The organism is Vibrio sp. V19_P1S1T109, from assembly GCF_002241375.1.
Lineage (GTDB): Bacteria > Pseudomonadota > Gammaproteobacteria > Enterobacterales > Vibrionaceae > Vibrio > Vibrio anguillarum.
The window spans coordinates 1-12,009 of the sequence record NZ_NDIM01000059.1 but is presented as its reverse complement, the minus strand read 5'-3'; the positions used below and the strand labels follow the sequence as shown (position 1 = coordinate 12,009).

Annotated in this window: 11 protein-coding genes and 1 tRNA gene; 5 read left to right on the top strand and 7 right to left on the bottom strand. The window is 43.9% G+C overall.

All coding sequences use genetic code 11. From position 1 onward, the window contains the following. Positions 1 to 1,728, top strand: a 1,728-nt coding sequence (locus B9J87_RS02965) for an Eco57I restriction-modification methylase domain-containing protein (RefSeq protein WP_441351326.1), incomplete at its 5' end; no start/stop codon positions are given. A gap of 126 nt (positions 1,729 to 1,854) precedes the next feature. Here the strand turns inward: B9J87_RS02965 and B9J87_RS02960 are convergent. The 6 genes from B9J87_RS02960 to rpsU all read right to left on the bottom strand — a co-directional run bounded on the left by B9J87_RS02960 (position 1,855) and on the right by rpsU (position 7,962). Beyond that, entirely contained in the window at positions 1,855 to 3,096 is a 1,242-nt protein-coding gene (locus B9J87_RS02960) for an integrase domain-containing protein (protein WP_001129564.1), read from the bottom strand. A gap of 165 nt (positions 3,097 to 3,261) precedes the next feature. Next, a tRNA-Ile gene (locus B9J87_RS02955) sits at positions 3,262 to 3,337 on the bottom strand. Between the two features lie 143 nt (positions 3,338 to 3,480). After that, positions 3,481 to 5,337, bottom strand: a complete 1,857-nt coding sequence (gene rpoD / locus B9J87_RS02950) for an RNA polymerase sigma factor RpoD (RefSeq protein ID WP_013857727.1) — start codon at positions 5,335 to 5,337, stop codon at positions 3,481 to 3,483. A gap of 98 nt (positions 5,338 to 5,435) precedes the next feature. Next, entirely contained in the window at positions 5,436 to 7,178 is a 1,743-nt protein-coding gene (gene dnaG, locus B9J87_RS02945) for a DNA primase (protein WP_013857726.1), read from the bottom strand. A 95-nt stretch (positions 7,179 to 7,273) separates the two neighbouring features. Next, positions 7,274 to 7,717 (bottom strand): GatB/YqeY domain-containing protein, encoded by a 444-nt coding sequence (locus B9J87_RS02940; RefSeq protein ID WP_010318215.1) that lies wholly within the window; start codon positions 7,715 to 7,717, stop codon positions 7,274 to 7,276. A gap of 29 nt (positions 7,718 to 7,746) precedes the next feature. After that, on the bottom strand, positions 7,747 to 7,962 hold the full coding sequence (gene rpsU, locus B9J87_RS02935) for a 30S ribosomal protein S21 (protein WP_004396009.1): 216 nt from the start codon (positions 7,960 to 7,962) through the stop codon (positions 7,747 to 7,749). Between the two features lie 240 nt (positions 7,963 to 8,202). On the opposite strand from rpsU, the gene tsaD reads away from it, so the two are divergent. Both tsaD and B9J87_RS02925 read left to right on the top strand, forming a co-directional pair. Beyond that, positions 8,203 to 9,219, top strand: coding sequence for a tRNA (adenosine(37)-N6)-threonylcarbamoyltransferase complex transferase subunit TsaD (tsaD, locus tag B9J87_RS02930; protein ID WP_017046706.1), 1,017 nt, complete (start codon positions 8,203 to 8,205; stop codon positions 9,217 to 9,219). A gap of 135 nt (positions 9,220 to 9,354) precedes the next feature. Beyond that, positions 9,355 to 10,203 carry an alpha/beta fold hydrolase gene (locus tag B9J87_RS02925; RefSeq protein ID WP_094149323.1) on the top strand — a complete coding sequence of 283 codons (849 nt, stop codon included), beginning with the start codon at positions 9,355 to 9,357 and terminating at the stop codon, positions 10,201 to 10,203. Between the two features lie 111 nt (positions 10,204 to 10,314). On the opposite strand, the gene plsY is transcribed toward B9J87_RS02925, so the two are convergent. Next, positions 10,315 to 10,917 carry a glycerol-3-phosphate 1-O-acyltransferase PlsY gene (plsY, locus tag B9J87_RS02920; RefSeq protein ID WP_017047525.1) on the bottom strand — a complete coding sequence of 201 codons (603 nt, stop codon included), beginning with the start codon at positions 10,915 to 10,917 and terminating at the stop codon, positions 10,315 to 10,317. A gap of 187 nt (positions 10,918 to 11,104) precedes the next feature. Between plsY and folB the strand changes: the two genes are divergently transcribed. Further along, on the top strand, positions 11,105 to 11,458 hold the full coding sequence (gene folB / locus B9J87_RS02915) for a bifunctional dihydroneopterin aldolase/7,8-dihydroneopterin epimerase (RefSeq protein WP_094149322.1): 354 nt from the start codon (positions 11,105 to 11,107) through the stop codon (positions 11,456 to 11,458). Beyond that, positions 11,455 to 11,946 (top strand): 2-amino-4-hydroxy-6-hydroxymethyldihydropteridine diphosphokinase, encoded by a 492-nt coding sequence (gene folK, locus B9J87_RS02910; protein ID WP_094149321.1) that lies wholly within the window; start codon positions 11,455 to 11,457, stop codon positions 11,944 to 11,946. Before folB ends, folK begins: the two co-directional genes overlap by 4 nt. Positions 11,947 to 12,009: the final 63 nt, after the last annotated feature.

The following is a 12,009-nucleotide window of genomic DNA, read 5'->3' as shown; positions in this document are numbered from 1 at the left end:
GTTGTAAAGTATCGTATAGGTAGTACAACGGCGGATCTCTTGATTACAATTCCTACTGAGTTAGCTTTTGATCGTTTAACACTAGATCGAGTTTTTACTGTCATGGGTGAAAGCGTTGATGACGATCTTGAGTATGATGTAGTTAAAGAAAAGTTGATTCGTCGTGGTGTTCTAAAACTAGAGAAAATCGCAGAGTGGGATACCCCATTATCAAATACTTATAATAGGGTATTAGCTTTACATCGAAAAAATTGGAATGGTATTTGGTTTAGAATTATTCGAAATTTTTTCTGGTCGGCTGCTACAGAGCCGTTTGATTTGATTGTTGGGAATCCACCATGGGTTAGATGGTCAGCACTGCCTGAGGATTATCGAACAAAAGTGAAACCAACATGTGAGGAATATGCCATTTTCTCAGAGACTAAGTTTCATGGTGGAAATGAACTAGATATTTCCGGAATGATTACGTATACGGTTTCTGATAAGTGGTTGAAATTTGGTGGGAAATTGGTTTTTGTTTTAACCCAAACTCATTTTCAGTCGCCATCGTCACAAGGATTCCGTAGTTTTAAAATTAAGGATGGATCTTATTTACATCCTAAGTTTGTTGAAGATCTTAAAAGCTTAAAGCCATTCCCGGATGCGGCTAATAAGACAGTGATTGTTGGATTTGAAAAGGTCCAACAGCAAGTAGATCCATACCCAGTCCCTTACTATATATGGAATGCAAAATCTGGTTATAAAAAAGCCCTTTCTGAAAATGATACATTAGATGTAATTTCTAAGGGTATTGTGCGGAACGTTATGGAGGCCAACCCTGTCGGAGAAATAAACTCTCCATGGGCAGTAATGGGCGTAGGTGATTTTGAAAAAACCTCAAATATTAGAGGCAAATCCGATTGGATTGCGGGGCGCAAAGGGGTAACGGCTGATCTGAATAGTATCTACATGGTGGAGATTCTAGATGTTGATCATAAGCGCGGCTTAGTGCTTATAGAAACTCGCCCAGAGGCAGGTAAAAAAGATATTGGAGTCGCTAAGAAGTTCTGGATTGAACCTGAACTACTATACCCTATGGTAAAAGGTGCTGCTGATTTCTCTGCGTTTTGTTTCAATCCTAAGCACAATCTATATCACTTAGTTCCCAATAAGGCGATAACAAAGCAGAAGCTACTTGATGCGGAAGATAGGTTAGAAAATGATTTGCCAGAGACCTTCAGATATTTAGAAGCATATAAGGATAAGTTGCTAGATCGTTCAACATATAAGGCAAGGTTAAACAAATACGCTTTTTATCATATATATAATGTTGGAGAGTACTCTTTTGCACCATATAAGGTCATGTGGGCTGAGCAAAGTGGTACTTTCAAAGCTGCGGTATGTTCATCTAAAGATGTGCCGTTAGTCGGTAGCCGACCCTATGTTCCCGATCATAAAGTTTATTTTGTAGAATGTTACTCAAAAGAAATGGCACATTATATTTGTGGCCTACTTAACTGTGAGCTGGTTAAGAACTATATTGAAAGTCATACAATAAGCATCCAAGTCAGCAATGTTTTTAAACATCTTCGACTGCCAAAATTTGATATGAATTGTTCCGATTCTCTAAGACTCTCATCACTTTCTGAGAGACTACACATATCAACAAAAAATTTAGGCTTTCAGGAGCTTTTGTGTGAAGCAAATCAATTGGCTTTACGCATTATACTTCGCGAAAGAAATGAATAGTCGTGTTTGTACACATATTGTGATTGCTGGATAATAAAAGAGGCTGCATATTCGCAGCCTCTTTTATTTTTTTGTTCCTACGTTATTCATAGGTGCTTTGGTCATTATGAGTGTGGATATTCAGTATCACCCTGCCAATTTAAGCCCTTTTCTCCTCACGAGTGAGACATTCCCCTCAGCGGAAGCGGTTATATGATCGCTCCACCAGCACATGAGCTTTCTGCGTTGCTCAAGATATTCAGCACGATTATAAGCTTTCCGAACTTCATTCTTATCAACATGAGCTAGCGCAGCTTCAATAACGTCAGGATTGAACCCTTGCTCGTTAAGAGTGGTACTTGCTAATGCTCTTAGTCCATGAGAAACCAACTGTCCTTCAAACCCCATCCTTTTCAGCGCCATATTAGCACTCTGACTATTTACATGGCTTTTCGGATCTTTGTTACTTGGGAAGATGAATTCTCTATGACCACTGATTGGCTTCATTATTTCTAAAAGTGCCAAAGTTTGCTCTGTAAGAGGGATTGTGTGGGGACGCTTCATCTTCATTCTTTCTTCAGGAACAACCCACACTTTATTTTGAAAATCTATGTCCTGCCAACGTGCTGTAGCGCTTTCAATCGGTCTTGTCATTGTGTGTAGTTGCCACTCAAGTAAGCAACGAGTAGATAGTGTAATGTTTGCACCAGCTATAGCTTGCATCAACTCTGGTAGTCTTTCTGGTTCGATAGTTACCATATGCTGGCGTTTAGGGGCCGGAAAGAGCTTGGTGATGTCTGCTAGGTAGTTTACTTCTATGTCACCTGATGCTACAGCAAGACGCATAACCTCATTGATTATACGGCATAGTCTTTTAACTGTTTCTAGAGTCCCTTGTGCCTTTACTGGCTCAAGAATACTGAGTACCGTTCTGGGTTTGATGTCTTGGATGGGGACATTCCCAAGTTTAGGTAGGATATGTTTCTCAAGAGCACGATAAGCTTTATCTGCTGTTTCCGGTTTTACGCTTTCTTTCTTGAGTGCTAACCATCTATCAGAAAATTTACCAAAGGTATTTTCAAGCTCAGCTCTTTCTTTTAAGAGCAGTTCATCTTTATGCTGCTTAGGATCGATATTGAGAGCTAAAAGAGTTTTTGCTTCAGAACGTCTTTTCCTTGCCTCGGCAAGAGAGACATCAGGAAAACTGCCAAAGCTTATGTTGTTTCTTTTTTTTGTTATTGGATGAGTGTATTTCAGAATCCATAACTTTGTGCCATTCGTTTTAACACGCAATTGAAGGCCATCACCATCAGAGAGTGTGTATTCTTTGTCGGATTCTTTAGCTTGTTTAACTTGAGTGTTAGTTAAAGGGACCACTCTTTTTGCCATGATGTACCACCAAAATAGTCGATATTTAGCCGTTGGTACATTCGATGGTACATTAAAACGTGGATGTTACAAGATGAGCATAGACAGCTATAGACAAAGATTGCTTGCTAAGTGTTGATTGTATTGGGGTGGATAGACGTTGGTAGACATATGTAGAAGAGAAAGTGGTGGCCCCTCCCAGACTTGAACTGGGGACCAATCGATTATGAGTCGACTGCTCTAACCACTGAGCTAAGGGGCCAAATTAGGTGTGTGATTATAGGGGATGGAGTTATGAGTGTCTACCCGCAAAATAGGGTAAATGCGCTTAGTTTTTATCCACTTAAACTATGAGATACAAAAAAGGTGAGCTTGTGCTCACCTTTTAGATTGGATAGGTTGCGATTACTCGTCTAGGAAGCTGCGCAATGTTTCAGAGCGGCTTGGGTGACGCAGTTTACGCAGTGCTTTCGCTTCAATTTGGCGGATACGCTCACGCGTTACGTCAAACTGCTTACCGACTTCTTCTAGCGTATGGTCTGTATTCATATCAATACCGAAACGCATACGCAGTACTTTCGCTTCACGAGGAGTTAGGCCAGCAAGAACGTCACGAGTCGCTGCTCTTAGGCTGGTGGCCGTAGCAGAATCAAGTGGTAGTTCAAGGGTTGTATCCTCGATAAAGTCACCAAGATGCGAATCTTCGTCGTCACCGATAGGTGTCTCCATAGAGATTGGCTCTTTAGCAATTTTCAGTACTTTACGAATTTTATCTTCTGGCATTTGCATGCGTTCTGCCAATTCTTCTGGCAGAGGCTCACGGCCCATCTCTTGCAGCATCTGACGTGAGATTCGATTCAGTTTGTTGATCGTTTCGATCATGTGCACTGGAATACGAATAGTACGTGCTTGGTCTGCAATTGAACGTGTGATAGCTTGGCGAATCCACCAAGTGGCGTAAGTTGAGAACTTATAACCACGGCGGTATTCAAACTTATCTACCGCTTTCATCAGGCCGATATTACCTTCTTGGATAAGATCCAAGAACTGCAGGCCACGGTTGGTGTATTTCTTCGCGATAGAAATAACCAGACGCAAGTTTGCTTCAACCATCTCTTTTTTCGCTCGACGAGCTTTCGCTTCACCGATAGACATGCGACGGCTGATGTCTTTAATGTTTTGCACATTCAAAGACGTTTCTTCTTCGATCATTTTCAATTTATGAATTGAACGACGAATGTCTTCTTCTTGCTGTCTGATTTTTTCTGCATAAGGTTTTTCTGAAGCGAGTACTTCATCTAACCATGCATCGCTTGATTCATTGCCAGTGAATAAGGCAATGAATGATTTTTTAGGCATTTTACCGTATTCGACCGCAGCTCTCATGATCAGACGTTCTTGAGTACGAACACGATCCATAGAGGTGCGAAGCTTGTTGACTAGGTAGTCAAATTGCTTTGGCGTGAGTCGGAATTCACGGAAAATATCCAACATCAACTCGGTGGCTTGGGCGGCTTTATTGCTGTCATAGCCATGCTCATTTTTCGCGAGTTGAAGATTTTGATACTTGTTGCGTAGTTCGGTGAATTTTTCTAGCGCAAGCTCAGGGTCGATTCCTGCATCTTCTTCAGAGTCAGTATCTTCGCTGTCGTCATCGTCGTCATCATCGAGGTCGTCTTCATCAGCAAGGTCAGCGCTAGCAAGCTCTGAACCGATATGGGTCGCTGTTGGGGCGTTCGTTGCATCTGAGTCAGGATCAACAAAACCTGAGATCAGGTCTGTTAAACGAAGTTCTTCAGCAAGAACTTTGTCAAATTGCTCTAAGATGTATGGAATGGTGCCTGGATATTCAGCCACTGCGCGTTGAACTTGGTTAATACCATCTTCAATACGCTTAGCGATATCAATTTCACCTTCGCGAGTCAGCAGTTCTACGGTACCCATTTCGCGCATATACATGCGCACAGGGTCGGTAGTACGACCAATTTCGCTTTCTACACTGGATAATGCAGCGGCTGCAGCTTCGGCAGCATCCTCATCGGTGATTGCGTTGTCATCATTTAGAGCAAGATCATCGGCATCAGGGGCAGTTTCTACCACCTTAATGCCCATGTCATTGATCATCTGAATGATATCTTCTACCTGCTCGGAATCTACGATTTCTGCTGGTAGGTGGTCATTTACTTCGGCGTAGGTCAGATAGCCTTGCTCTTTGCCTTTAATGACAAGTAGTTTTAGCTGTGACTGCGGATTTTGATCCATAGACGGTATCCAACTTCATATCTGGTGAAGGAATTAGTATGCGAAATGCAAACCACATATACTAACAAATTTATTCATTGCTGACTATTTAAACTGGGTTACGCTTTCAAGTCTTTCATTAAGTCTTGAAGCTCCCGTCTCTCTTCGGCTGATAAACCGACGCTTCTTTCTTTTGCCTGCAGGTTTTCAATTTGCTTTTCGATGCATTGAGCCAATATTTTGTCCAATGAATCTAAAAATAGTTCTTCTTGGTTGTCTTCAACAAGTGGAATTTCCCAACTTGCGAGGCGAGACAGAAGGGTCTCGTTTTTATTACCGCGCCAGTGTTCAAGCAATTGGCCTGTAGTAATATTGGGGTACGCTTGACAATTCTCAAGTACCTCAATTAATAAACTTAAACCGGGTATGGGCAAGGATTGAACGCTGGAAATATCAGGTACCATTTCAGCATAGCTTGGATTTTGAATAAGCAAAGCGATCACTTCACGCATCGGTGTGCGTTTGAGCTCTTTGTGTGGTTGTGAGCGGTGTTTGTCTGATTCTGGCAGTGATGGCTTTTTATAAATCCCAGTTTTTTGCCCTAATATTTTGAGCAATTGCGCTTGTAGAGATGTGTCTGGCACTTTATTAATCAGTGGTAATGCCAGCGCCTCAAGCGCTGCTTTCCCTTCGTTATTACCGACATCAACTTGTGACAGTAGGTTGGTAAATAGGTATTTGGATAGGGGTTCAGCATCTTGCACTAACTGTTCAAAGGCCGCTTTTCCATGGGTTCTGATGTAGCTATCTGGGTCTTCACCATCAGGTAAAAACAGAAATTTAAGAATATTGCCACTTTTGAGATAACTCAACGCATTTTCCAGTGCGCGCCACGCCGCTTCTCGTCCTGCTCGGTCACCATCATAGCAACAGACCACCGTATTGGTTTGGCGAAAAAGCAGTTGCAGGTGATCGCCAGTAGTTGAGGTTCCTAGCGAAGCAACCGAGTAGTCCACTCCATATTGCGCCAGTGCCACCACATCCATATAACCTTCAACAACTAATATTTGCGGGGGTTCACGATAGGCTTGCATGACATCGTATAGGCCATACAGCTCTTTACCTTTATGGAAAATGGGGGTTTCTGGGGAGTTCAGGTATTTTGGCGTTCCATCACCCGTAACGCGTCCACCAAAGCCGATCACTCGTCCGCGGCGGTCGCGAATGGGAAACATAATACGTCCACGAAAACGATCGTAGCGGTTGCCTTTGTCATTTTCGATCAACATACCGCCAGTGACGAGCATCTCTTGGCTTTCTTGTTGCTGACCGAAGTTTTTGCGCACTAAATCCCATTCGTCAGCGATATAGCCAATACCAAATTTCTGCACGATTTCGCCAGAAAGACCGCGATCTTTCAGATACTCGATGGCATGACGATTACCCGGAACTTTGAGTTGGTTGCGGTAAAACTGCGCAATGCTGCCCATTAAGTCATAAAGGGTGCGTTTTTCTTCACTATTGGCTTTAGGGGCTGATGAGAAATGGCCACTAGAGCGTTGCTCTCGGGGAACTTCTAGCCCCACAAAAGAAGCCAATTCTTCGATGGCCTCGACGAATTCAAGGCGTTCATATTCCATCATGAAGTCGATGGCGTTGCCATGCACGCCACAACCAAAGCAGTGATAGAACTGTTTTTCTTGGCTTACACTAAATGAGGGCGTTTTTTCATTATGGAATGGGCAGCAAGCACCGTAGTTCTTACCTTTTTTCTTAAGTTTCACACGTGCGTCTATGATGTCGACAATATCAAGTCGAGCAAGGAGATCATCAATAAAACTGCGAGGGATGTGTCCTGCCATAAAACCTAAAAGAAAAGATTAAAACGAATGATTAGATACAAACAAGCCGTGCGCTCCAGAGGATAGCACGGCTTGATGCAATTTGATGCGGGCATTTAAGCGAGTTTAGTTCGAACTAATCCGCTGACTTTACCCATATCTGCACGCCCTTGAATTTGCGGTTTCAAGACAGCCATCACTTTCCCCATGTCTTGCATGCCAGCAGCAGCGGACTGGGTGATCGCATCATCAATTAATGCGCTCACTTCATCATCGCTCAACGGCTGAGGCATAAATGCCTCAAGGATAGTGATTTCTGCTTGCTCTGCATCTGCGAGATCTTGGCGATTGGCAGCTTCATATTGAGCGACAGAGTCGCGACGCTGTTTAACCATTTTTACCATCACAGCAAGAATATCGTCGTCGTTCAGAGTGATCTGCTCGTCGACTTCTCGTTGTTTGATCGCGGATAAGGCTAAACGAATAGTGCCAAGGCGTACTTTATCCTTGGCTTTCATCGCTAATTTTTGCTCTTCTTTGAGGATATCAATTAGAGCCATAACTCTCGTTCCTTAATGGAAAAAGGTTATTAGTACAGGCGAACGCGACGTGCGTTTTCGCGAGCTAGCTTCTTAGCGTGACGCTTTTGAGCTGCTGCTTTAGCGCGTTTGCGAACGGTAGTTGGTTTTTCATAGTGCTCACGACGACGCACTTCAGAAAGGATACCTGCTTTTTCGCAAGAGCGCTTGAAACGACGTAATGCAACATCGAACGGTTCGTTTTCACGTACTTTAACTATTGGCATATGCCTTTCACCTCAGGGGTTATTCGTTAACGCTGATATTTTGAGGCTTAAACCACAAGATTTCTTGTCTGTTTGCTCGGTTATCAGCTTGATCAAAAATGGTGCGGAATTTTAATCCGATCGCAATAGCTTTGTAAAGCACTTTGTCGATTATAGTCTGTACAAAATTTGTTTACGGAGCCAAGGCGGGGTAACATGGCGGCCATTTCCAATTGTTGATGAAAGCGTGCTGAGAAAATTATGCGCATTATTGGTATTGAAACCTCGTGTGACGAGACTGGCATCGCCATTTATGACGAAGAGAAAGGCTTACTTTCTCATCAATTGTACAGCCAAGTAAAACTGCACGCCGATTACGGCGGTGTGGTGCCGGAGCTTGCTTCTAGAGACCATGTTAAAAAGACCATTCCACTGATAAAAGCAGCGATGGCTGAAGCGAATTTGACGCCTGCGGATATTGATGGCGTGGCTTACACCGCAGGTCCTGGTTTAGTGGGTGCGCTGCTTGTTGGCGCGACGATTGGCCGTAGTTTGGCTTATGCGTGGAATGTGCCTGCGGTGCCTGTTCATCATATGGAAGGGCACCTTTTAGCTCCGATGCTTGAAGATAATCCGCCTCCGTTTCCGTTTGTGGCCGTACTGGTTTCCGGTGGTCATTCCATGATGGTAGAGGTGAAAGGGATTGGTGAATATAAGATCCTCGGAGAGTCTATTGATGACGCGGCCGGTGAGGCGTTTGATAAAACCGCGAAGCTGATGGGGCTTGATTATCCTGGGGGGCCATTGTTGGCTCGTTTGGCTGAAAAAGGAACGCCAGGGCGTTTTAAGTTTCCGCGTCCGATGACGGATCGACCAGGGTTAGACATGAGTTTCTCTGGTTTAAAAACATTTACAGCCAATACGATTGCAGCTAATGAGAATGATGATCAGACCCGAGCGGATATTGCGTATGCCTTTCAAGAGGCGGTGTGTGGCACTTTAGTGATTAAGTGCAAACGCGCCCTTGAGCAAACTGGCATGAAACGCATTGTTATTGCCGGTGGCGTGAGTGCCAATAAACAGTTACGCGCAGAGCTTGGCGCACTGGCGAAAAAAATTGGTGGTGAAGTGTATTACCCGCGTACTGAGTTTTGTACCGACAACGGTGCAATGATTGCTTATGCGGGTATGCAGCGTTTAAAAAATGGTGAAACAGTCGATTTAGCGGTGCAGGCAACACCTCGCTGGCCGATTGATCAACTTAAACCCATTATTTAGCGGGTGTCGCAACGGTCTCTTTTTAGAGGCCGTTTTGTTCTTTGGTACTTCCGTTTCTGTGGCGTTCTGTATTGATTTTAATTAGCCATTGCTTACATTCTGCTCTGAGCTGTTATCGCTCATATCAATGCTACAATGCCAACCTACTTTACTAATATTGGATTCACAATGAAGACATTTGTTATTGATGATTGCCAGATGCGTTATTTGGATCAAGGGCAAGGTGAAGTGCTTGTTTTCGGTCACAGCTATCTGTGGGATAGCGCAATGTGGGCACCTCAGCTGGAAGCGTTGAGTCAACACTACCGCTGTATCGTGCCTGATTTATGGGCGCATGGTCAGTCAGATTTCGCACCGTCATCCATGAACACACTAAAAGATTATGCTCAGCATATTTTGGCTTTGATGGACCACTTATCGATTGAGCAGTTTTCTATCATTGGTCTTTCTGTAGGTGGAATGTGGGGGGCTGAGTTAGCCGTTCTTGCGCCTGCGCGCGTGAAATCATTAGTGATGATGGATACCTTTGTTGGTCTAGAGCCTGAAGTCAGCCATGCAAAATATTTTGCCATGCTCGATGCGATTGCGGCGATGCAGCAAGTGCCAGCACCGATTGTTGATGCAGTTGTACCGATGTTTTTTGCAAAAGATGGCGAGCAGCAATCTCCGGCATTAGTGGCTGGATTCAAGCAACATTTATCGGCGCTTACTGGTCAACAAGCGGTGGAAGTGGCTCGGTTGGGGAAAATGATCTTCGGTCGTCGTGACATGATTGAAGAGGTGGAGCAATTGAGGTTGCCAGTGCTGATTGCAGCTGGCGCTGAAGATATGCCTCGTCCGCCTCTTGAGGCTTACTTAATGAATGATGCCATTCACGGCAGTGAGTTAGAGGTTATTGCTAATGCTGGACATATCAGTAACTTAGAGCAACCTGAATACGTTACCGCCATGTTGACCCGTTTCTTGAAAAAAGCGCTTAGCTAGTCTTCTCTAATTACCGGGTCATGCTTAATCAAAAAAGGCTTCGTAAGAGGCCTTTTGCTTATTCGTCATTGACGTTATTTGCAAGCGGGTTTATCCATCATCCAAGCTAGCTCAAGAACCAAGTGTTTTTTTCTCACCCACTTTCGGCTCTGTGCCAGCCAATAACCGTTTAATATTTTGGTGATGACGAAACACGATAAGGCAGCACAGCATTGCTACCGGTAAGGTATATTGCGGTTTGATCAACCAAGTGTAGAACGGAGCGAGCAGCACGGTAACCAAAGCCGCTAAGGATGAATAGCGAAATAAAAATGCAACGCTGACCCAAGTCAATATGATAAGTGCGGTGAGATCTAAACCGATCGGTGCGATTGCTCCCAGTGCTGTTGCAACACCTTTTCCGCCTTTAAAATGAAAGAAAATAGGATACATATGGCCAAGGCAAGCGGCGATGGCGACTAGGCCCAATAGAATGGGGTCAATCCCCAAATAGTAGCTGCCCCATACTGGAATAGTACCTTTGAGCATGTCACACAGCAGTACCGCGATGGCGGCTTTTTTTCCACCAATGCGTAATACGTTAGTTGCACCGGGGTTATTTGAGCCCATATTGCGAGGATCGGGCAGGCGTAATAAACGGCAGATCAACACCGCACTTGAGATCGAACCCAGTAAATAGGCAGAAATGATCATTATCAGTGCGAGTGGTGTCATAAGTACCTCTGCAGTGGAAATGCCCTAAAGCAAGTTCACAAGCCATTGTTAACCATGATGAAAAGCAAAAAAATGTTTTGGATTTCGCATCTCGACTCAGTTTGGGTATATGATATCGCGATTAGGCAAAATAGTACGATTTTTTACGTAATTAGGGTATCCGACCTCTAGAGGAAGAGACGCAAAAATGGATAAAGTCTTTATTGAACAGCTGACGGTGATCACCACCATTGGTGTGTATGATTGGGAACAAGAGATCAAGCAGAAATTAGTGCTCGACATCGAAATGGCGCACGACAATCAACCCGCAGCTAAAAGTGATGATGTGAGCGATGCGTTAGACTACGCACAAGTGAGCCAAACGGTGATCGCGCACATTGAAAATGGTCGCTTTTTATTGGTTGAGCGTGTTGCAGAAGAAGTAGCAGAGCTTATCATGCAGCGCTTTTCTGTTCCTTGGGTTAAAATTCGCTTAGCAAAGCCCGGCGCGGTAGCACAGGCATCCAGTGTTGGCGTTATCATTGAACGAGGCCATGCATGACGACTGTCTATGTTGGCGTCGGTTCTAATATTGAAAGACGCAAACATATCGAAGCGGCCATCGAGGAATTGTCGACCATCGGAAATCAACTACAGATCTCGACCATTTACGAATGTGCATCGGTTGGTTTCAATAGTGCGGCTTTTTATAATTTAGTCGTTGCGCTGGAAACAAGGCTTTCGTTGAGTGATTTCGTGGCGCAACTTCGAGCGATTGAATCTCGATGGGGGCGCGATCCGCAGGCGAAAAAATTTCAAGATCGCACCTTAGATCTCGATATCATCTTGTTTGGTGAAGAAATTTCAGCGCAAGATCCTGAACTGCCACGCAGTGATATCTTTAAATATCCATTTGTCATACAACCACTTTACGATTTGTTACCGGAACGGATCGTTCCCAATGATGGTCGTAGTGTGCGTCAAATATGGCAACAGGCGATCAACTTAGAATCGCTCACCCCTGTCAAACTTTGGTTCGACATTAATTAAGAGTTAATAATGAGTTATTTAGAAGCGTTTTTTTTGGCTTTGATTCAAGGCTTAACCGAATTT